Here is a 21,675-nt window from a genome sequence, read left to right as displayed (position 1 = left end):
GGCCTACTCCCCCTCGTGAGCGCGCGCAAGGGCATCGTCGACTTCGATGACCGCTTGCTCGGGGACGAGCTGGTAGTACACGTGAACACCAGCAGCGCGCATCTGCTCGATAGCGACGACCTCGTCCGGATCGGCGGCAACGTTCTTGATAAACGGTTTGCGCTCGCCGCGGATGCCCATACCGCCCAGGTTAACCTCCTTGATGGGCACGCCGGCAGCCACCATGCGGGCATAGGCAATGGGGCTCTTGGTGAGAACAAGCACTCGCTCTCCGGGAACCGGGTCCTTGAGCAGACCCTTGATGGCGCCCTCGACCGTTGCCACAAAGACCTTGACACCGTCGGGCGCGAGCGACTTGAGCACGCGCACGTTGAACTTATCTTGGGCCACGGCGTCGTCGGCAACCAGAATGCAGTTTGCCGAAAGATTGGGGGTCCACACGCTTACGACCTCACCATGGATCAGGCGGTCATCGACGCGGGCCAATACAACGTTTCTCATGACTAGAACTCCTCATCTTCTTCTTGCCCGTCTGCCACGGACATGAGCTTACGAACATCCTTGACGCTATCCTTGGCGGCCTCGAGCGCGATATCGCAGACCTCCGACGCCGACTTACCTCCATTGCGCGCCACCAGAGCCTCGACAAGTGTGGGCACATTCATGCCCGTAACGTGATAGATCGCATGGTTACGCGAAAGGTTGACCACCTGGTTGAAGGGGCTTCCAAAATACAGATCGGTGAAAAAGACGATGTTTCCCTCGTCCTCGGGCTCAAGCGCAGCCTCCATGCGCTCCCCCAGACGGGCGGCCTCCTCCTCGGGATGCAAAACAAACGTAAGTACGTCCTCCTGCGGACCGAGCAGCATCTGGAGGGTGTCGAGCATGCCCTCGCTCAGGTGCCCGTGCGATGCAAGCACGAATTTCATGGGACCTTCCTCTCTTTTTTGATAACAGCCAGGGATAGGCAACCTTGGCCTTAGCAACAGGGATTGGGTTGTAGGGATATTCCATAAAGTGTGGGGCCGCGCTACACGCGTTGGAGCACCGTACCCACCACGTAGTTGTTCGCAGATAGCCAGACATTGGACCACTCGGCCGAGCTGTTGTCGGTCAAGAAGATCTGCTGTTCCAGATGCAGCACCGGAGACTGCTCGGGCACATCGAGATAGCGGGCCCGCTCGCCCGCAACGCGGGCGGCGTAGCGAGCGTTGGAATGCCCGATCTTCTTGCCAAACATCCGCTCGATCGTCGCGAAGAGCGTCTCGGTATCGAAATTGACATTTTCGAGGCCGGGAAACAGAGAGAGATTGATGAGGCTTTCGATGTAGAGAATCGGCTTGCCATCAACGGAGCGAACGCGGTTCATCTTAAGCGTGGGAGTGCCCACGGGTACAAAAAGCTTAGCGGCGATAAGCTTGTCGGCAGGCACGACCTCGTGCAGTACGACCTTGGTAGAAAAATCGACCCCTTGGGATTTGAGCGACTCGGCGAACGAGATCAAGGTAGAACCCGTGGGATGTGTAAAGACCGTCTTGGTTACAAACGTTCCCTTACCGCGGATCTGGGTAAGCAGGTTCTCGTCGACAAGCGCCTGGATGGCCCGACGCACCGTGCCACGGCTCATCTGGAGGATATCCATGAGTTCATGCTCAGTTGGAATCTGCTCGTCAGGGGCCCATTCGTGGCTGTAGACTTTCTCGCGCATCCAGTTTGCTGCCTGGACATGTAAAAGACCCGAGTTGCTGAACTCATCGACCTTTACCATATCGACCGCCTCCCAAGAATGCGTGGAACTGCAAGGCGATAAAGGGAACCGGGGGTACTAGCTCCCCTTCTCGCTGTACAAGGTTATACAACGATGGACCTGAATGAACAACTTACTCAATCCGCTCGAAAAACCGCGTTTATGCCTTTTGGGTTGTACACATTTCTTCGTACAAATATGGTCCATATCGCGCCTATTGAGCATTGTCAGTGAACAACTTGGCACCTTTTCGCAGGTCAGCAGAGAATGACGCTCTATACAGAGTCTACCTGCGATTTTGATGTTTTACATCCAAATGGGCCATCGCTTTTCCAACGGTGAACGGTAGCAAATCATCGGCAAACGGCATAAAAACAGGGCCCCTGGGGACCCTGTCCATTTGGTTGAGCTACACAAAGTGCCCGGGCTGTCTATATCCTGCGCTTGAGCTGCGCCCCGCCCTCGCCCGGCATGAGTCGACGAGCGTCATAGACCGAGTCGACGCTGCTGATAGAGGCCAGCAGCGGATCCAGACCACTCGCGTCCGAGATTTCGACCATAAAGCGCAGGGTTGCAATACCCTCGCGGTTGGTCGACGTGGCGGCGGAAAGGATATTGCCGCCCGCATCGCCAATGGCAATGGTGACATCCTTGAGCAGGCCCATGCGGTCCAGGCACTCGACCACAATCTCGACCTGGAAGAGGGTGTCGGCAGCGCCGTCCCACTCTACTTCGATCATGCGCTCGGGATGCTCCATAAGACCCTTGACGTTGGGGCAATTGGCGCGATGCACCGAAACGCCACGACCGCGCGTGATGAAGCCGACGATGTCGTCGCCCGTCACGGGGTTGCAGCAATGGGCCAGACGGACCAGCAGGCCGCTGTTGCTCTCGCCCTTGACGATAATGCCGTTGCTGGCGCTCTTGCCGCGCTTTTGCGGCTTGCGGTTGGAGCCGCGGGCAGGCTGCTTGACGACCTCGGCGATAGCCTCGGCCTTGGTGAGCTGTTCCTCGGGCTTGGGGTCCAAGATTTGCTCGACCTTATTGCCCACAGCGCGCGGGGCAACCTTGCCGGCGCCGACGGCGGCAAACAGGTCCTCGAGCTGCTTGAAGTTAAACTGCTCCGCCACGGCGTTGAGCGCACGCGTCGAACGCGGCGTAGAAATGCCATAGCCACGCTTACGCAGGTCCTTGGCCAGCATATCGCGACCAGCAGCAGCGTCGTCGTCCTTGGTCGCAGCGGCAAAATAGCGGCGGATCTTTGACTTGGCGGAAGGTGTCTTAACGATCTTGAGCCAATCGCGCGACGGCTTGGAACTCTTGTTAGTCAGAATCTCGACACGGTCACCCGTCTTAATCTCGTGCGTGAGCGGAGCCACCGCACCGTTGATCTTGGCGCCGACGCAGTGGTTGCCGACCTCGGTATGGACGGCGTAGGCAAAGTCGAGCGGCGTAGAGCCGGCACGAAGCGCCATGACCTCGCCCTTGGGCGTAAAGACAAAAATCTCCTGATCGAACAGGTCAACCTTCAGCGAGTGCAGATATTCCTTGGCGTCAGTGATCTCGTCAGACGCTGCCCAGTCGAGCGAGTGCTTGAGCCAGTTAATCTGATCGTCCAAACGCTGGGCGTCGTTGGTCTTGGAGGCAGACGAACCGCCCGACTTCTTGTACAGCCAGTGGGCGGCGATGCCGTACTCGGCCTGCTCGTGCATCTCGTAGGTTCGAATCTGGATCTCGAGCGGACGGGCCGTGGGGCCGATAACCGTCGTGTGGAGCGACTGGTAGTTGTTGACCTTAGGCATGGCGATATAGTCTTTAAAACGACCGGGCATGGGATGCCACAAAGTATGCACGGCACCGAGCGTGGAATAGCAATCGCGCACCGAATGGGTGATGACGCGCAGTGCCACCAGGTCGTAAATCTCGGAGAACTCTTTGCCCTTGCGCTTCATCTTTTGATAGATGGACCAATAGTGCTTGGAACGGCCGTTGATCTGAAAGCCCTCAAGACCAATGCGGTTGAGCTCATCGGTGAGCGTCTTGATGGTCTCGGCCAGATAGCGCTCACGGACCTCGCGCGACTCCGCCACCATGCGTGCGATGCGCTGGTAGGCGTCGGGTTCAAGGTAGAAGAAGGACAGGTCCTCGAGTTCCCATTTAATGGAGCTCATGCCCAGACGGTCGGCCAGGGGCGCATACACGTCCATGGTCTCGCGGGCCTTAAACAGGCGACGGTCCTCACGCAAGGCCGCAAGGGTGCGCATGTTGTGCAGACGGTCGGCAAGCTTAACGATGATGACGCGGATGTCCTTGGACATGGCGAGGAACATCTTTCGCAGCGTGAGCGCCTGTTTCTCGTCCATGCTGTCGACTTCGATGTTGGTGAGCTTGGTCACGCCATCGACGAGCTCGGCCACCGTATCGCCAAACAGGCCGGAAACATCGGCAAGCGAGGTCTCGGTATCCTCGACGGTATCGTGCAGCAGCGCGGCGCACACCACATCGCAGTCCATCTTGAGATCGGCCAAAATGATGGCCACCTCGACGGGATGGTTGATGTACATCTCACCCGAGCGGCGCTTTTGGTTGCAGTGCTTCTCGGCAGCAAAGCAATAGGCCTGCTCCACCTTAGAAAAGTCGTCCACATTCATATATTTGAGGCACAGGCGCTCCAGTTTGTCGTAGCTGTCCGCCATAATCTCGGGCGGCAGCTCATCGGCATGCTTATAGTGCTCCATCTCCGAGAACGGCTGGAGGGTGGAATCATGGGCGGTACGGGCTGCGGCATCCATCGAGGTCCCCTTCCCCTAGGCCCGCGGTACGATCGGGCGGTTAACTTTGGCTAGCATATCAGAAGCGCACGAATCGAGCGCCCAACTCCGGAAAGCCGAGAACTCCATGCGCGAGCGCAAGCCCTCCAAATAGCGAATTGACCTGCTCAATTGCACACGGCCGGGGTTTTCGGCCATCGCGATGCGACGGGTGTCGTCAAACCCCGAAACGCGACAGAAACCAAGCTCTTCGAAGATTCCCAAGCCACTTTCCACCGAGCGCTCGTCGACCGGCGTGCGAGCATCGATGGCAAGGCACATCTGCGCGATGTCGATATCGCTTGCGCAGAATGAATCATCCCCGGTCTTACCGCGGTTGGAGCGCCACATGGTCTGCAGCGCACGATAGAGTGTGACGAGTTCGTCGCGCTCGGGTGCGTAGCAGTCGAGCAGGCGCTCGTTGATGCGGGCATCGCGCGACGAATAGAGCAGGTGGATCACGGCGGGCTGTCCGTCACGACCGGCACGCCCGCTCATCTGGTTGAACTCAATGGCGCCAAACGGCATGTGGTACAGCACGACATGGCGGATATCGGGCAGATTGACACCCTCGCCAAAGGCGGAGGTCGAAACGATGCAGCTGAGGCTTCCGTCTCGGAATGCTTCCTCCACGCGGCGGCGATCGGAGCGCGCAAGCCCCGCGTTATAGAACGCGATATGGGTTGCGCAATCGGGCACACGCTTGCGCAACGTCTTGGCGAGCGCCACGGACTGGTCGCGCGAATTGACGTAAATGACGGTCTTCTCCCCCGTCGCCACGATCGACACCAAACGGTTCTCGCGGCTCGCAAGGTCGCGGTCGTCCTCGAGCTGCAGGTTCTCGCGCACCGTCTCGTCGACCACCGTGCGAGTAATCGGCAGCATGCGGGCAAGCTCGGCCACGACCGGAGCCGTCGCGGTGGCCGTCGCAGCCATAACAACCGGGTCGCCCAGGGCTTTGAGGATATCGGGCATGTCGAGATAGGCGCTGCGGTCGCCGCCCTTGGCAAGGCCGGCGTGGTGCGCCTCATCGATAACGACAAAGCCGATGCGGCCCGAACGCGCGAAGCGGTCACGGTGGATAGATAGGAACTCGGGCGTCGTGAGCACGATACCGGTGCGGCCCGAAGCTAGGCCGGCGAACACATCATCGCGTGCGGCCTCCACGGTCTCGCCGGTCAGCACGCCAACGCCAATGCCAAGCGCTGCCATCGTCGACGAGAGGTGATATGCCTGGTCGGCAACAAGCGCACGCAGCGGATAGACAAAGATGCTCGCACGTCCGCGAAGGACAGCCTCGCGCGCAGCATGTACATGGAAGATGAGAGACTTGCCGCGGCCCGTTCCCATAACGGCCAAGACGCTCTGGTGGTCGGCCAAGGCATCGAGCGCCTCAACCTGCGCGCGGTGCGGCTGGTTCGATCCGATAAAGCTATGGATAAGCGAGCGCGTGAGCTCGGTATAGGAAAGCTGGGCGAGCGTCTCGCGCTTACGCGACTCCAGGCGCAGGCCGGAATCCGCCGGCTGCACGCCACGACGAAGCTCGCATGCCGGATCGTCGACGCTGGGCAGCGTGGTATCGCGGACCAAGACATCCTTGATCATGAGCTTGGGCTTCACACGCCCCTGCCAATGCTCGGCAACGGCCTCGAACACCAAGTCGACAGCGCTATCGCAGTTGATGAGCTTATCGATTTGCGGCACGCGGAACATGATGGCCGGCACACTCGCGGCGCCATCGGTCGCCACAAAGCGCATGTGCTCGCCGGTTTTGCCCACCACGGCGCGATCGCACATCGTCACGCCCTCGGCGGCCAGAAGCGGCACCTTATTGCCCTGGCCAAACGGCTCAAGACGAGAAATCTGCTCGATAGTTTCGATATTCAGCTCGGAGAGGTCAACGGTGGCGGCAACCTCGTCAGTGTCCTCAAAGTCATCGGCGGGAAGCTCCGATAGCACGGCCGAAAGGCGACGGCGGAACTCATCGAGCTTGTATGCCTCGATGGTCACACCCACCGCACCGGCATGCCCGCCGCGACGAATCAACAGGTCGGAGCAACGCTCGACGGCGTCGAACAGGTTGACTTTGCCCACCGAGCGGCCCGATCCGCGAGCGATACCGTCCTCGATCGAGAAGAGCAGCGCCGGCACGTGGTAGCGATTGGTCAGGCGGCTCGCCACGATGCCCTTGACGCCCTCGTGCCAGCCCTCACCGCCCACGACGATTGCGCGCCCGCCGTCATACGTCTCCTCGACCTTCGCCATGGCATCGCGCGTAAGCTCGGCCTCGATCTCGCGGCGTTGGCGATTGATTTCCTCGAGCTCGGCTGCCAGTGCACTTGCTTCAATAGGATCACGGGCAAGCAGCAGGTCGAGCGCCAGCTTGGGATCAGCCATGCGGCCGGCAGCATTCAGGCGAGGGATGAGCGAAAACGACAGGCCATCGGCCGTAATGGTAGAAAGGTCGGCCTTGGCAAGTGCGGCAAGCGCGATATAGCCGGGACGGGCCGTCACGCGCATCTGCTGGATGCCCTCGGCGACCAGTGCGCGATTCTCGGGCGTGAGCGGCATCATGTCGGACACGGTGCCCAGCGCCGCGACCTCTATCAGCGAACGCCAATACGACGGCTTGCCCAAACGCTCGCCCAGAACCTGCACCAGCTTAAGCGCCACGCCGGCACCGGCAAGCTCGCGCGAGGGACCCTCGTCCTCGAGCTTGGGGTCGGTCAGGGGCACGCCCCGCGGCACCTGGTCGGACGGCTCGTGATGGTCCGTGACCACCAAATCGATCCCCAGGCTCTCCAGATAGGAGACCTCTTCCTTGGCGGCAATGCCGTTATCGACGGTCACGATCAGCTGGGGGCGAGCGAGCTCGTTAACGCGGTCGAGCGCCGCGCGCGAAAGACCGTAGCCCTCGTCAAAGCGATGCGGAATAAACGGCGTGACATCGGCTCCAAACGTGCGCAGTGCCTCGGTCAACAGACAGGTCGACGTAATACCGTCAACGTCAAAATCGCCAAAGACTGCAATGTGCTCGTGGTTGCGAATAGCACGCTCGACGCGGTCGGCAACGAGCGACATGCCCGGGATAACGAGCGGGTCCGCCCAGTCGCGATCGAGCGAAGGCGTCAAAAACAGCTGGCCTTCTTCGATGGATGTAATGCCGTGCGCAACCATAATGCGCGCCACCAACCCGGGTATGCCCAGGCCAGCCGAAAGCTCCTTTTCGAGCTCGGGGTTTTGATGAGCGACCGCCCAGCGATGCGTCGTCTTAAGCGATGACATAGGCGCCCACCCCCGATAGGGGCAGGTCGCCGCGATACCTCTCACGGTTCATAGCGATGAGTCCTCTGTGTATGCCCGCTTCGGCAGGCAGATCTGTTGAACGGATTTATTATACCGTGCAGTGCGGACGCCAATCGCCGCAGCACGCCGCGGTTTCGATAAACGATGCCGGTAATAGCCTCGAAATAATCAAGCGTTTCTGACGCACGGACGCGTGCGAGCGTCTAGCATATCCATTCAAAACGGATTCACGAGCAAAGGGAGTCGCAAGCGCATATGAAGCAGTGGGTTGGACTGGGCAAATTTCTCGCGGGACACATGCAAATCATCGTTCCGATTTGCGTGGCGCTCGGCGTGCTCTTTCCCCAGCAGATCGGCGTGCTCAAGCCCATCGTTCCCGCCCTGTTTGCCTTTATGACGTTTCAGGGTGCGCTCAGCAACACCTTCCACCAGGTAACCGAGGTGTTCCGCCGTCCGCTACATTTGATTTTGGCGTTATTTGTCTCGGCTGTGCTCATCCCCATCGCGGCGTATGCCGTGGGCTCACTGTTCTTTGGTTCCAATCCCAACCTTGTCTGCGGCATCGTGCTCGAGTACAGCGTACCCGTGGCAGTCACTGCCTTTATGTGGATTAGCATGTTTGGCGGCAACGGCCCGCTCGCGCTCACCATTATCCTGACGTCCTCGGTTATCTCGCCTGTGACGATTCCGCTCACGCTTAAGCTCTTGCTGGGTGCCACCGTCTCGATCGATGTGCCGAGCATGATGCAGGACATGGCCTTTATGATCGCTATCCCCGCCGTGCTCGGCATCATGATCAACGAGCTCACGCGTGGATGGGGACACGAGAAACTCTCCCCCGCGCTCTCGCCCGCCTGCAAGTTCATGATGATGGGCGTCATCGCGTCCAACTCCACCGCCATGAGCGAGTACGTGCTGCACATGAACGCGGTGCGCCTGGAAGTCGCCCTCTTTATTTTGACCTTCGCCATCAGCGGCTTTGTCGTCGGTTTTCTGGTCGCCCGTGCGCCGCATCTGCCGTATAGCGAAACGACCACCATATGCTTTACCTGCGGCATGCGCAATATCTCTTCGGGCGCCGTCATCGCCACGCAATACTTTCCGGGCGAAGTCGTGTTTCCCGTCATGTGCGGAACGCTGTTTCAGCAGGTGTTGGCCTCAATTATCGGGCATCTCTTTGAGCGCCTGACCGGCGAGGAGCGCGCCGCCCAGCGCAAGCGGGTCGAGGCCGGTCGCGACGCCATGGCACGCTAGGCTGTCCGCATTACGCGGATGTTCGCATTACGACGTGAACGTTTCCAAATGCATGCGCAGGCGCTCCGCATCGCCATCGAGCGTGGTTTCGGCATTGACCTGGGCCAGACGATAGCCCACAAAGTAGGGCGAAACCACCCAACGCGGCAGCGCCTTGGCAATGGTCCGACCACCCATGTGGTAGAAGAACAAGTTGTACGACTCCGCGCGACCGCCGTGGTGCTCGTGCAGGATATAGCGCAGGGCCACCTGAATCGCATCGGCAAACAGGTCCGTTTCGGCTTGGTCGTGGGCGTCGTCGCTGGCGGCGATTCCCTGTGGAGCCGAGACGTTGAGCTCAAAGAATCCCATGATGGGCTCGGTTGAGATGTTGACCGAGATTCTCCCCTGCTGCCAGACATTGATGCCTTCGAAATTGGCGGAAGTCAGCGCCGCATAGCCGTCCTCCTGTTCCAAGCCCACAATCTGCATGTGCGGATGGACCAGGCTGCCGCCCGAAAGCGGGCCTTTGTTCTTGTACATGAGCACACTGCGGTACTGTTGGGAATCGATCATCTGCTGCCAACAGCCCAGGGCAAACCGCATCACATGATGCAGCTCATCCGGTTCGTAGGTCACCAGGTCGGCGTCGTGATTGGCCGACTCGATCAATACGGTCTGACGGGTGGCGCGCAAGGTTTTGAACTTATTCTCGAGCCAGATGCAGTCACCATCGCGCTGGATGATGTTGGCGAGTCCCTCCGTGTCGCAAAAGGGGCACGCGGTGCCAGGGCGACGGTTGTCATCGGGCTTGCCGCTCGCCTGCTGAACGTCAAATACCAGCGCCACGGGTTATACCTCCAGCGGCACGATCTTGGTGCCATGGAGCTCGGAGACGCCCAGTGCCGCCGCCACGGTATCGCGGTTGGCCGTGGAAATGCCGCCGCCGGGGAGGATGGTCAGGCGGTCTCCCGCACACTCGATAAGACGCGACAGATGCTCCAGGTTGTCCTCGATCGGCGTGCCGGCGGCACCGCCGTGCGTCAGGATGCGCGTAACGCCGCAATCGGAGAGCGTATCGACGGCATCGAGTTGAGCCTCGGGCGAGAGCTGGTCAAACGCCATGTGGAAGGTGATGTCGATGGGCTCACGCTTGCATTCCTCGGTCGCGCAGCCCGCGGCCATCACGAGGGCGCCCAACGTAAGCTCGTCGAGCGCCCATCCGCCAGCGCAGGGCTTGCAGCAGCCAAAGACCAAGCCGTCAACGCCGGCGCTTACGGCAAGGCCCAGGTCCATCTCCATCATGCGCAGCTCGTCTTGGTTGTAATGAAAGTCACCGCCACGCGGGCGAATCATGCACATCACCCGTGCATCGTGCTCGTGAGCATAGTTGGTCGTAGCGCTGATAACGCCGGCCGAAGGCGTAGTGCCACCAACGGCCAAGTTGTCGCACAGCTCAATGCGACCCGCACCGGCCTTGATGGCCGCCGGCACTCGCTCAAAGTTCTCGGCACAAAACTCGCACAGCATAGATAGACCCCCAAAGACAGCAAATGTTTTCCGACGGGCATTGTCGCACGCCCCCATGAAGTTGCGGTGGAATAGGGACTGTTTTGGCCTCTGGAGCCCGTATTCAGTCCCTATTTCACCGCAACTTAAAGGGGTGCTGACCGAAATGGTCAGCACCCCTTTTTGCTGTATAGAAGTAGTCGTTAGGGACGTTCTTAAACGACTATTCATTCAAGAACGTCCCCAACGACTATCCCAGGATCAGGCACGCTTTGGTGCGGGAAGGTAGCTGCTCAGAAATGTGGTCGAATGAGAGTTGCATCAAAGGAGCACTGGTTGGTGTTTCGCGCGATGCGTCAACCGACACTCGTCGCTATACCGGGGACAGACAGACCGGGCTCCCTATACGACAACTGTTGACATCATATACTATGTGTCATATAGTAGGTGTTACACAGTATACTACGAAAGGAGGTGTGCGGATGGAGGCGCAGATGAAGCGCGGCTTCCTCGAGGCCTGCGTGCTCGCGGCCGTCTCGGGCGAGGAATCCTACGGCTATCAGATCGTGAAGGACGTGCCCGCGAGCATGGGGCTCACGGAGTCCACGCTCTATCCGTTGCTCAAGCGCCTGGAGAAGGCAGGGTGCATCACGGCGCGCTCCGCCGAGCACAACGGGCGGCTGCGAAGGTACTACCGCATCACGGACACCGGGCATGAGCGTATCGCCGAGTTCCTCGCCGAATGGCCATCCGTGCAGGAAATCTACAGTTACGTGAAGGGAGCGCACCATGACGCGCGATGAGTTCTTGAACCGGCTGGGCGAGCTTCTGGCCTGTCTGCCGGCAGATCAGGTAAAGGAAACGCAGGAGTTCTACGCGGAGGCCATCGCCGACCGTATGGAGGACGGCATGACGGAGGCCGAGGCTGTGGCCGCCATGGGCACGCTCGGTGAGGTCGCCGAGGCAACGCTCGACGAACTGCCCGCCGTGCCGCGCGCAATTGCGAGGACCAAGCGCAAGAGCACGGCGCTTCTATGGGCGCTCGCCATCGTGGGCTCTCCGGTATGGATTCCGCTGCTGTTCGCGTTCGTCGCCGTTGCCGCTACAGTCTACATCTGCATTTGGGTTCTTGCGCTCTGCGTGTGGATCGTGGCCGCGGCATTCGGGGGCGCGGGCGTGGTGGGGCTCCTGTTCACCGTGGACGGCATCATTATCGGGCATGTTCCGTACGTTTTAACCTCGATGGGAATGGGATTCGCTTCCATCGGTGTGGCGCTCCTCGCGGGAGCCGGTGCCTGGACGGCGTCCAAGCAGATCGCGCGCCTCTCTGCCCTTTGGGCGAAGAAAGCCGTTTCGCCCTTCTGGAAAGATCGAGGCAGTAAGAGCCGCAGGGGCGCTGAAGCGGCGCCGCTTACGGCATAGGAAGGAGTGCAAACATGTCCAGCGTAAAAAAGATTTACCTTGCCGTAGCGGGTGGACTTGTTGCCACGGGGCTCGTCCTGGCTGCTATCGGATTTGTGGCCTCCGGCTTTAACCTCGCTGTGTTCAACACACAGATCGACCTGCGCGATGACACCATCATTCTGGGTGGTGTTGAAATAGACGACCCGACAGGGCTTCCGCTCATCGAGCAGCTTGCCGAGGTCGGCGAGATCCATATTGGATCTGCAACGGCTGGTTCGTCTTCTCCTCGCAAATGATCGAGCTCGTAGCAGCCATCCCCCTTCGGGCGCACCACGACGGGCGTGAGCACGCCGCGCTCGGAGCCTTTTGACCTAGTCGCTGGGGACGTTCTTAAACGACTAGTCATTCAAGAACGTCCCCAGCGACTAGGTCAAATGCCAGAACCAAAGCAACGCCGCAAGCAAAGGACGGACAGCGAGCGGGCACCAGAGCGAACAAATTGGCATGAAAAGAGGACGGCATAGACCTTCTGGTCATGCCGCCCTCTTTGAATGACAAGTTGTCGCTCTGGCGCCCGCGCAGCGTCGACTGGTCCGCCGTTCGGTAGAACGGCGGAACCGCCTAACCGCCCAGGTAAGCCTTGCGGACGTTGTCGTCGTGCAGGAGCTCTTGGCCGGTGCCGGTCATGGTGATCTTGCCGGTCTCGAGCACGTAGCCGCGCGTGGCGATCGAGAGCGCCATCTGCGCGTTCTGCTCGACCAGAAGCACCGTGGTGCCGGCCTTATGCAGATCCTCGACAATCTGGAAGATCTGCTCAATCAGAATCGGCGCCAGGCCCATGGAAGGCTCGTCGAGCATGAGCAGCTTGGGGTTACTCATAAGGGCGCGGCCCATAACGAGCATCTGCTGCTCGCCGCCCGAAAGGGTGCCGGCGACCTGGCGACGGCGCTCCTTCAGGCGCGGGAACTGCTCGTAGACGCGCTCAAGGCCCGGAGCCACCGTGGACTTGGGCTGCGTATAGGCGCCCATCTCCAGGTTCTCCTCAACCGTCATCTGCAAAAAGGCACGACGTCCCTCGGGAACCTGAGCCAGTCCCTTACCAACCAGCTTATCAGCGGGCGCATGGGTAATGTCCTCGCCCATAAACTTGATGGAGCCGGTCTTGGAGCGCAGCAGGCCCGAGACGGTCTTGAGCGTTGTGGACTTGCCAGCACCGTTCGCGCCGATCAGAGCCACGATCTCGCCCTCGTTGACGTTAAAGGAGATGTCCTTGATGGCGTGGATGGCGCCGTACCAGACGTTGATGTTGTAGACGGAAAGCATCGGCTCTGCCATTTAGTTCTCCCCCTTATCCTGCTTGCCCAGATATGCCTCGATAACGGCATCGTTGTTCTGGATCTCCTCGGCCGTACCCTTGGCGATGACCTTACCAAAGTTGAGCACGCAGATGCCCTCGCAGATGTTCATGACGAGCGACATGTCGTGCTCGATGAGCATGATGGCAATGCCAAAGGTGTCGCGAATCTTAACGATGTTCGCCATGAGCTCTGCGGTCTCGGACGGGTTCATGCCGGCGGCAGGCTCGTCGAGCAGCAGCAGCTTGGGGTTGGTGGCAAGCGCACGGACGATCTCCAGACGACGTTGGGCGCCGTAAGGCAGCGAGCCGGCCTGTTCATTTGCCAGGTGCTCCATGTCAAAAATGGATAGCAGCTCCATGGCGCGCTCGTGGGCGGCCTTCTCGTGCTTCCAATACGTCGGCAGGCGCAGCACGCCCTCAAAGCCGGAGTAGCGCTCCTGGTTGTGCAGGCCGACCTTAACGTTATCCTCCACCGTCATGGTGTTGAACAGGCGGATGTTCTGGAAGGTACGGGCGATGCCCATACGGTTGACCTGATAGACCGACTTGCCCGAGGTGTCCTCGCCGTCAAGCAGGATGGTGCCGTGCGTGGGCTGGTATACCTTAGTGAGCAGGTTGAAGACCGTGGTCTTACCGGCACCGTTGGGACCGATCAGGCCGGCGATCTCGGTCTTGCCGATAGTCAGGCTAAAGTCGTCGACTGCCTTAAGGCCGCCGAACTCAATACCCAGGTGGATGCACTCGAGAGCCGGGCGCTGGCCCAGGTCGCGATCGGGAACGATGGCGCCAGAAGGATACGGGACCATCTTGCCCTTGTTGAACTCAAATTTACTGGGCATCGGCTGCCACCTCCTTCTTGGAAGTAAAGCGATCCTTGACGCGACCGAAGAACGCCTTGAGCTGCGGGTTGTTGGTAAAGATCATGACCAGGATCAGCACGATGGCGTAGATGAGCATGCGGTAGTCCGAGAACTGACGGAGCAGCTCGGGAAGCACCGTGAGCAACGCCGCCGCGATGACGGAGCCGCGCATATTGCCCAGACCGCCCAGGACCACGAACACCAGGATGAGGATGGACGTGTTGAAGTCAAACTTGGTGGCGGAAAGCTGCGAGAAGTTACCGCCGAAGAGGGCTCCGGCAGCGCCGGCGAGAGCGGCGGAAACCACGAAGGCGATCATGCGGTACTCGGTGACAGAGATGCCCACGGACTCGGCAGCGATCTTGTTGTCGCGCACGGCCATAATGGCACGGCCAGTACGGCTGCGAACCAGGTTGAGCACGATCACGAGTGCGACCATGACCAGGATGGCACCGGCGAGGAAGGTCGAGTACGTCGACACGCCCGAGGCGCCCTGGGCGCCCTTGATGATGGCGGTGCCGTCCTCGAGCAGGTGCAGATCGTCGATTGTGGAGTTACCCGTGATGTTAAAGATCACGTGCAGGCCGCGAGAGTCGACGCCCACGATAAGGCAGGTGACGATCTCTTTGATAATCTCGCCAAAGGCCAAGGTCACGATGGCCAGATAGTCACCGCTCAGGCGAAGGACCGGGATGCCGATCAAAAAGCCCAGGATGGCAGCGGCGATGGCGCCGACCACAATGCTGATGGCCAGGCGAATGGGGTCGGAGGGCACGACGCTCTCGAGGGCGACGGCGGTAACGATGCCCGTATAGGCGCCGACGCTCATAAAGCCTGCGTGGCCCAGCGACAAGTCGCCCGCGATGCCGACGACGAGGTTAAGGGAGATGGCCATGACGATATAGGCCGTGATGGGAACCAGCTGACCGGCGATCATGCGCGGAATCATGTGGTTGGACTGCATAAAGAACACGATGGCGAACGCCACAAGGCACATGGCGTACGTAACAAAGTCGTGACGCGTCTGCTTGTCTTTAAGAAACTTCATAACGCTCACCTACACCTTCTCGGGGACGTACTTGCCCAAGAGGCCGGCAGGCTTGACGAGCAGGACGATGATCAAAACACCAAAGACGATGGAGTTGGCAAGGCTCGTGGAAATGTATGCCTGCGCCATCGCTTCGATGATGCCGATGAGGATGCCACCGACAAAGGCACCGGGGATGGAGCCGATGCCGCCGAAAACGGCAGCGTCGAAGGCCTTGATGCCAGGCATGGCGCCCGTGGTGGGCTGCAGAACCGGCGAGTAGGAGCACAGGAGCACACCGGCGATGGCAGCAAGGGCGGAGCCGATAGCAAACGTCATCGAGATGGTGCGGTTGACGTTGATGCCCATGAGCTGAGCGGCGGCCTTGTCCTCGGACACGGCGCGCATGGCTTTGCCCATCTTGGTCTTACCTGTAAAGAACATCAGACCGGCCATGATAACCAGGCAGGCGACGATGGTGACGAGCGAAACGGCGCTTACATTGAACTTGGCCAAGAACTCCGGCACCTGGAAGGTGACGAGCGAAGTGAAGTTCTTGGGCGTGGCGCCCCACAGAAGCTGCGCGGCGTTCTGCAGGAAGTAAGACACGCCGATGGCCGTGATCAGAACGGCCAGCGGGCCCGCCTGACGCAGCGGCTTGTATGCCAGACCCTCGATGAGAACACCGAGAACGGTGCAGACCACACAAGAGAGAATTACAGATGCCCAGCCCGGGAGGCCGAGATACGACGTGGCACAGAACGAGACATAGGCACCGACCATGATGACGTCGCCGTGAGCGAAGTTCAGCATCTTGGCGATGCCATAGACCATGGTGTAGCCCAACGCGATGATGGCGTAGACGCTGCCCATGGACAGGCCGTTGACCAGGTATTGGATAAAGACCGTCATGTTCCACATCCCCCTTTCGAATAGGTTTCCAGTTGATGTATGAAACAGGGACGTTACGTTGTCCCTAGATACCAAGCAAGCAGGGAAGGCCAAAACCTCCCCTGCTTGGGATCAAAACCGCTCTATGTAAGGCGGCCTATTAGGCCTGTACGTACTTGCCGTCGGTAATGACGTACGCCGTCGGGTCCTTCTGGACCTGACCCTTGTCGTTCCAGGAGAGCTTGCCAGTCAGGCCGTCAACAGTAATCTTGAGCATAGCCTCGGGAAGCTTCTCGGCAACCTCGGTGGGGTCGGCGTCGACGCCCAGGCCGGCCTCCTTGAGAGCCTCGACCACAGCATGCACGCCGTCGTAGGCGTCGGCGGCAAACTGGTCGGGGGTATCGCCGTACTTATCCTTGTAAGCGTTGACGAAGTCGGCGTTCTTCTCGTCGTCGGCGGAGAACGGGGTCATGAGCAGCAGACCCTCGGCAAGAGAGGTGTCGAAGCCCTCAACGCCCAGGATGCCGTCCATGCCGTCGCAGCCCATCATCTTGACGTCGTAGCCCATGTCCTTGGCGTTCTTGAGCAGGACGGACGCCGGCGTGTAGTAGATCGGCGCAAAGATCATGGTGGCGCCTGCCTGCTTGGCCTTGGTCAGCTGGTTGGTAAAGCTCGTGGCGGAGTCGTCCTTAAAGGTCTCCTCGTCGACAATCTCAAGCTTAGACTTAGCGGCCTGGGCCTTAAAGGAATCTGCGATGCCCGAAGAATAGGCATCGCCGGAGTTATAGAACAGCACGAACTTCTCGTTCGCATACTTCTCTGCCAGGAACTTGGCAGCGTTGACACCTTGGTTGGGGTCGGTAAAGCAAACCTGGAAGACGCAATCCTTGCCCTTGGTAACGTCCTCGGAGGACGCGGACGGGGTGATCATGAACGTCTCGGGGTCGTTGCCGCACTCGGCGGCAACGGCGACCGACGCACCCGTGGTGGTCGGACCGACGAGGGCCTGCATGCCCCAGTCGAGCAGGGTGTTGAAGGCGTTGACGGCCTTCTCGCCGTCAGCCTGGTCGTCCTCGGCCTTGCTGACAAGCGGCAGCTCCTTGGTCGAGAAATCCTTGCAGCCAAGCTCGACAGCCTGTGTAACGGACTTGCCGTAGGACGCGTTGGCGCCGGTCAGCGGGCCGATGGTGCCGATCTTAAACGAAGCGTCGCCCGACGCGGAACCGCTGTCGCCGCCGTTGGAGGAGCAGCCAGCTAGAATGGACATCGCCCCCAGACCTGCTGCGCTCGCGATAACGCTCCTGCGATTCATAACAGGGTTCAATGACTTACCGGTGAGGCTCGACATGCGGCTCTCCTCTCAAATCTCGTCGGGTTTTGGTTGCCCGACAGACCATCCTTCGCCGTGTTCGGCGTTCGCAAAATAGTAGACGCTTTAGTTAGGAAAAGTGGCGATTATTTCAACTTTTCTTTGGATTTGTTCATTTATCCATATTTCTGCGTATTTCTATTATTTTATGCAGTAATGCCACTTTATTGTGTAAAAGTAATGTTTCCATTCTGTTACAGGCGTCCCCGCCCTGAATAAAACAGCCTCACCGGTAGCGTTTTATGCGCACTTAGGCGGCGATGTACTTGCCGTCCTGGATCACATAGGCCGTAGCGGGCTTTTCGACCTGGCCCTCGTCATTCCACGTCAGCTCGCCCGTCAGGCCCTCGATCTTGATCTTGCGCATGGCGCGGGCAAGGTCGTCGGCAATGTCGGCACCGTCAGCCGTAATGTCGATGCCCGTTTTATCGATAGCCTCGGCAATCGCATGGACGCAGTCATAGGCATCGGCGGCAAACTGATTGGGCGTCTCGTCGTAGGCGTCCTTATAGGCCTTGACGAAGTCGGCGTTCTTCTCATCGTCAGCAGAGAACGGGGTCATGAGCAGCACGCCCTCGGCAAGAGAGGTATCGAAGCCCTCAACGGAGAGCAGGCCGTCCATGCCGTCGGTGCCCATAAGCGTCATGTCGTACCCCATGTCCTTGGCGTTCTTGAGCAGGACGGACGCCGGCGTGTAATAGATCGGAGCAAAAATAAGCGTGGCGCCGGCCTCCTTGGCCTTGGTGAGCTGGTTGGTAAAGCTCGTGGAAGAGTCGTCCTTAAAGGTCTCGGTATCGACGACATCGAGCTTGGATGCCTTGGCCTGCTCGGCAAAGGCGTCGGCAACGCCCGAGCTGTACGTATCGCCGGAGTTGTAGAACAGGGCGATCTTGGCGTCCGCGTACTTCTCGGCCAAGAACTTCGCGGCGCTGGCGCCCATGGTGGGGTCGGTGAAGCAAACCTGAAAGACCGTGGTCTTTCCCTTGGTAACGTCGAGCGACGAGGCCGAAGGCGTGACCATGAGCATATCGTCGGCGATCTCGCCCGAGACGGCGACGGCGGCGCCGGTGGTAACGGGGCCGACAAGCGCCTGCATGCCCCAGTCGCACAAGGTATTGAAGGCGTTGATGGCCTTCTCGCCGTCGGCGACGTCGTCCTCGGACTTAAGCGAGAGTTTGAGGTCCTTGGTCGAGAAATCCTCGGCGGCGAGCTTGGCACCCTTCTCGGCCGAAACGCCATAGGTTGCCGCGGCGCCGGTCAGAGGGCCGATAACACCGATCTTGAAGGTCTTGCCGTCATCGGCGGAGCCGCCGTCAGAGCCACTCGAAGAGCAGCCAGCGAGCGCGGCGGTGCTGCCGAGCGCCGCGGCTCCTGCCAAGAAACTCCTACGGCTCAGTGCGTTGTTGATACTAAACATGGTGTCCCCCTTTTCGCTGGCCGCGGTGCGGCTGTTTTGCGGTACGGGGCAAACCTTATGGCGCAAACGTTGACAGTTTGTTACGGAAGTTCATTTGTAGCGAGCATGTTTCCAATGTTTCCGCAGCGTTTCGGGGGTGCCGTTTTGTGCGACTCCTGTTGCCTGGCGAGCATGCGCCCTCGGTTCACGCTAGAATGCACTCAACCTTTAAGCGGTTAATCCATCCATAAGATGCACGAAGGAGCTATCTATGAGCGAATCCCTGCGCACCGTGAACGTCGGTCTGATCGGTCTGGGGACCGTCGGCGGCGGCGTGGCCCGTCTGATCAAGAGCCACCACGATGAGTACCTGGCCGCCTACGGCATCGACCTTAAGCTGACCCGCGCCTGCGCGCTTGCCTGGGAGCAGGCCGAGGCAGCCGGTATTGAGCGCGAGGCCTTTACGAGTGACTGGCACGATGTCGTCACCGACCCCGCCGTCGACATCGTCGTCGAGCTGATCGGCGGCGAGCATCCCGCAACCGAGATCTTCACCACCGCCTTTGAGCACGGCAAGCATGTCGTCTCTGCCAACAAGGCTCTGCTGGGCCGTCACGTCGAGACGCTTGCCGAGAAGGCGCGCGCGTGTGGCGTGCAGATTAAGTGCGAGGCCAGCTGCGGCGGCGGCATCCCCATCGTGAGCACGCTTGAGCACGACCTGGTGGGCAACAAGATCCTGACCATCGCTGGCATTCTCAACGGCACCACCAACTACATCCTGTCGCGCATGGACGCCGAGGGCGCCGATTACGCTGACGTGCTCGCCGACGCCCAGGCAAAGGGCTATGCCGAGGCCGACCCGTCCGCCGACGTCGACGGCTTCGACGCCGCCAGCAAGACGGCCATCCTCGCTTCCATCGGCTTTGGCACCCGCGTGACCACCGACGATGTCTACCAGCAGGGTATCCGTACCATCGGCGCCGAGGACATTGCCCAGGCCCGCGAGCTCGGCTACACCATCAAGCTGCTGGGCATCGCACGCAACACCGACGCCGGCGTCGACGTCCGGGTGCATCCCACGCTGATCCCCGCCGACCACATGCTTGCCAAGGTCAACGGCGCCATGAACGCTGTCTACGTGGTGGGCGACGCCGTGGGCGAGACCATGTTCTACGGTGCCGGCGCAGGCTCCTTCCCCACCGCGAGCGCCGTCGTGGGCGATATCCTGTCGCTCTCCGAGCAGATCAGCCGCGGCGTGGCTCCGCTGCCCGAGATTGAGCCCTATGGCCACAACCTCGCCTTTAAGCCCATGGACGAGCTCCAGACCAAGTACTATGTGCGCCTGAAGGTCGCCGACCGCGTGGGCGCCCTGTCCGAGACGGTCGACATCTTTGCCAAGCACAACATCTCGATCTCGCTCATCAACCAGGTCGAGGACGGCAAGTCGGGCGTCAGCGATGCCTGCTCGGTCATCTTCCTGACGCACCGCGCACTCGAGAAGAATGTCCAGGCTGCCGCCGCCGAGCTTGCCAGCGTCGACTGCGTGGCCGAGGTCGCCAACGTCCTGCGCATCGAGGACGTCGAGGCCTGGACCGAAGGCGTCATGGCGAACTAGTCCAGTCCTTGGCACACAACATAGCACCTGAGGGGCTCCCGTCCGTTTGGATGGGAGCCCCTTTGTTTGAAACCGCCCATTGCGTTCATCAAGCAAAAGTTTGAACAACTTGGCCATTCGCTGACAACCGAGGGTGCCGTTTACCGATATGCGAACGAAGTTGATTTTGCGCGCCGTTATGCTGTGCTGCGTATGTCCACCCCCGAAGAATGGAGGCACCATGTTGCTCGAGGGTAAGAAAGCAATCATCACCGGAGGCACGCGCGGTATCGGCTATGCCATCGCCTGCCGTTTTATCGAGGAAGGCGCCGCCGTCACCGTCTTTGGTTCGCGTCAGGAAACCGCCGACGCGGCCGTTGAGAAGCTCGCCGCCGCCTATCCCGAGGCAAAGATCTGGGGGCGTTCGTGCAACCTCACCTCACTCGAGGCCGTAACCGAGGCCTTTACGCAGGCCGCAGCCGACATGGGCGGTCTCGACACGGTCGTCAACAATGCCGGTATCTCCCAGCGCTCGCCCCTTTTGGACTACACGGCCGAGGAGTTCGCCAAGGTCATGGACCTCAACGTCGTCGCCGTCTTTAATGGTCACCAGGCCGCTGCCAAGATCATGACCGAAGCCGGCCACGGTGGCACCATCACCACCACGAGCTCGATGGTCGCTAAGTACGGTCAGCCCTCCGGCGTTGGCTATCCCACGTCCAAGTTCGCCGTCAACGGCATGGTCCAGTCGCTCTCACGCGAGCTCGCCCCCGTGGGCATTCGCGTCAATGCCGTCGCCCCCGGCGTAACCAGGACCGACATGGTCGCCAACCTGCCCGAAGAAGTCATCAAGCCCATCATCGCTACCATCCCGCTCGGCCGCATGGGCGAGCCCGAGGATGTCGCCAACGCCTTTGTCTTCCTAGCGAGCGACATGGCCGCCTACGTTACGGGCGCTGTGCTCCCCGTCGACGGAGCTGCCCGCTCTTAAGGGACCACAAGCCTCAGCTCCCAGCCTCAACATTGCTCAACTAAAAGGCGCGCTTCCTGCATCAACTGCAGGCGGCGCGCCTTTGTTCTGTTTGTATGGGAAACTGCGTCCCGGTATTTCAGCTCAGAACGGGGCGCAGCTTCCCCCAGAGCCTTCTTTCGGAAACTATGTCCCATTCTGG

At 60.1% G+C, this 21,675-nt stretch carries 19 protein-coding genes; 6 read left to right on the top strand and 13 right to left on the bottom strand.

Going from position 1 to position 21,675, the window contains the following annotated elements; all coding sequences use genetic code 11:
- Positions 1–3 precede the first annotated feature (3 nt).
- The 5 genes from DW211_RS05385 to recJ all read right to left on the bottom strand — a co-directional run bounded on the left by DW211_RS05385 (position 4) and on the right by recJ (position 7,842).
- Positions 4–501: a PTS sugar transporter subunit IIB gene (locus DW211_RS05385; RefSeq protein ID WP_118259698.1), complete on the bottom strand. Its 498-nt coding sequence runs from the start codon at positions 499–501 to the stop codon at positions 4–6.
- A gap of 2 nt (positions 502–503) precedes the next feature.
- On the bottom strand, positions 504–929 hold the full coding sequence (locus tag DW211_RS05380; RefSeq protein ID WP_118259697.1) for a PTS sugar transporter subunit IIA: 426 nt from the start codon (positions 927–929) through the stop codon (positions 504–506).
- Positions 930–1,030: 101 nt separating this feature from the next.
- On the bottom strand, positions 1,031–1,768 hold the full coding sequence (locus DW211_RS05375) for a GntR family transcriptional regulator (protein WP_118259695.1): 738 nt from the start codon (positions 1,766–1,768) through the stop codon (positions 1,031–1,033).
- A 410-nt stretch (positions 1,769–2,178) separates the two neighbouring features.
- Positions 2,179–4,539 (bottom strand): bifunctional (p)ppGpp synthetase/guanosine-3',5'-bis(diphosphate) 3'-pyrophosphohydrolase, encoded by a 2,361-nt coding sequence (locus DW211_RS05370; RefSeq protein WP_118259693.1) that lies wholly within the window; start codon positions 4,537–4,539, stop codon positions 2,179–2,181.
- A 15-nt stretch (positions 4,540–4,554) separates the two neighbouring features.
- On the bottom strand, positions 4,555–7,842 hold the full coding sequence (gene recJ / locus DW211_RS05365) for a single-stranded-DNA-specific exonuclease RecJ (RefSeq protein WP_118259691.1): 3,288 nt from the start codon (positions 7,840–7,842) through the stop codon (positions 4,555–4,557).
- A gap of 276 nt (positions 7,843–8,118) precedes the next feature.
- Here recJ and DW211_RS05360 point away from each other — a divergent pair, with 276 nt between their 5' ends.
- Complete coding sequence (locus DW211_RS05360; protein ID WP_118259689.1) at positions 8,119–9,117, top strand: bile acid:sodium symporter family protein; 999 nt, start codon at positions 8,119–8,121, stop codon at positions 9,115–9,117.
- A gap of 27 nt (positions 9,118–9,144) precedes the next feature.
- Here DW211_RS05360 and DW211_RS05355 read toward each other — a convergent pair whose 3' ends face one another.
- Both DW211_RS05355 and DW211_RS05350 read right to left on the bottom strand, forming a co-directional pair.
- Positions 9,145–9,945 (bottom strand): DUF4931 domain-containing protein, encoded by an 801-nt coding sequence (locus tag DW211_RS05355; protein WP_118259687.1) that lies wholly within the window; start codon positions 9,943–9,945, stop codon positions 9,145–9,147.
- A 3-nt stretch (positions 9,946–9,948) separates the two neighbouring features.
- On the bottom strand, positions 9,949–10,626 hold the full coding sequence (locus tag DW211_RS05350) for a copper homeostasis protein CutC (protein WP_118259685.1): 678 nt from the start codon (positions 10,624–10,626) through the stop codon (positions 9,949–9,951).
- Positions 10,627–11,087: 461 nt separating this feature from the next.
- Here DW211_RS05350 and DW211_RS05345 point away from each other — a divergent pair, with 461 nt between their 5' ends.
- The 3 genes from DW211_RS05345 to DW211_RS05335 are packed head-to-tail and all read left to right on the top strand — an operon-like array spanning position 11,088 to position 12,305.
- The gene (locus DW211_RS05345; protein ID WP_187361915.1) at positions 11,088–11,408 is read left to right on the top strand and encodes a PadR family transcriptional regulator; all 321 of its coding nucleotides are present in this window, start codon (positions 11,088–11,090) and stop codon (positions 11,406–11,408) included.
- On the top strand, positions 11,395–12,027 hold the full coding sequence (locus tag DW211_RS05340) for a DUF1700 domain-containing protein (protein WP_117821256.1): 633 nt from the start codon (positions 11,395–11,397) through the stop codon (positions 12,025–12,027). Before DW211_RS05345 ends, DW211_RS05340 begins: the two co-directional genes overlap by 14 nt.
- Before the next feature lie 14 nt (positions 12,028–12,041).
- Positions 12,042–12,305: a hypothetical protein gene (locus tag DW211_RS05335; RefSeq protein WP_117776090.1), complete on the top strand. Its 264-nt coding sequence runs from the start codon at positions 12,042–12,044 to the stop codon at positions 12,303–12,305.
- A gap of 325 nt (positions 12,306–12,630) precedes the next feature.
- Here DW211_RS05335 and DW211_RS05330 read toward each other — a convergent pair whose 3' ends face one another.
- From DW211_RS05330 to DW211_RS05305, 6 genes are all read right to left on the bottom strand, one after another.
- Positions 12,631–13,332, bottom strand: a complete 702-nt coding sequence (locus DW211_RS05330; protein ID WP_118259717.1) for an ABC transporter ATP-binding protein — start codon at positions 13,330–13,332, stop codon at positions 12,631–12,633.
- 12 nt (positions 13,333–13,344) lie between these two features.
- Positions 13,345–14,205 carry an ABC transporter ATP-binding protein gene (locus tag DW211_RS05325; protein WP_006234439.1) on the bottom strand — a complete coding sequence of 287 codons (861 nt, stop codon included), beginning with the start codon at positions 14,203–14,205 and terminating at the stop codon, positions 13,345–13,347.
- Positions 14,195–15,274 carry a branched-chain amino acid ABC transporter permease gene (locus DW211_RS05320; RefSeq protein WP_118259715.1) on the bottom strand — a complete coding sequence of 360 codons (1,080 nt, stop codon included), beginning with the start codon at positions 15,272–15,274 and terminating at the stop codon, positions 14,195–14,197. Before DW211_RS05320 ends, DW211_RS05325 begins: the two co-directional genes overlap by 11 nt.
- Positions 15,275–15,283: 9 nt before the next feature.
- Entirely contained in the window at positions 15,284–16,165 is an 882-nt protein-coding gene (locus DW211_RS05315; protein ID WP_117582912.1) for a branched-chain amino acid ABC transporter permease, read from the bottom strand.
- A 139-nt stretch (positions 16,166–16,304) separates the two neighbouring features.
- Positions 16,305–17,492: an ABC transporter substrate-binding protein gene (locus tag DW211_RS05310; protein ID WP_117637819.1), complete on the bottom strand. Its 1,188-nt coding sequence runs from the start codon at positions 17,490–17,492 to the stop codon at positions 16,305–16,307.
- A gap of 271 nt (positions 17,493–17,763) precedes the next feature.
- A complete protein-coding gene (locus DW211_RS05305) occupies positions 17,764–18,930 on the bottom strand; it encodes an ABC transporter substrate-binding protein (protein ID WP_118259684.1) in 1,167 nt (388 codons plus the stop codon).
- 250 nt (positions 18,931–19,180) lie between these two features.
- Between DW211_RS05305 and DW211_RS05300 the strand changes: the two genes are divergently transcribed.
- Together DW211_RS05300 and DW211_RS05295 are read left to right on the top strand one after the other, a co-directional pair.
- Positions 19,181–20,524: a homoserine dehydrogenase gene (locus DW211_RS05300; protein WP_118259682.1), complete on the top strand. Its 1,344-nt coding sequence runs from the start codon at positions 19,181–19,183 to the stop codon at positions 20,522–20,524.
- A 220-nt stretch (positions 20,525–20,744) separates the two neighbouring features.
- The gene (locus tag DW211_RS05295) at positions 20,745–21,494 is read left to right on the top strand and encodes an SDR family NAD(P)-dependent oxidoreductase (RefSeq protein ID WP_006234445.1); all 750 of its coding nucleotides are present in this window, start codon (positions 20,745–20,747) and stop codon (positions 21,492–21,494) included.
- The last annotated feature ends 181 nt before the right edge of the window (positions 21,495–21,675 follow it).

The sequence above is a fragment of the Collinsella sp. AM18-10 genome (assembly GCF_003471585.1).
In the GTDB taxonomy this organism is placed as follows: domain Bacteria; phylum Actinomycetota; class Coriobacteriia; order Coriobacteriales; family Coriobacteriaceae; genus Collinsella.
Note: the sequence above shows the minus strand (reverse complement) of the source record. Positions and strands in the feature narration are given on the sequence as shown.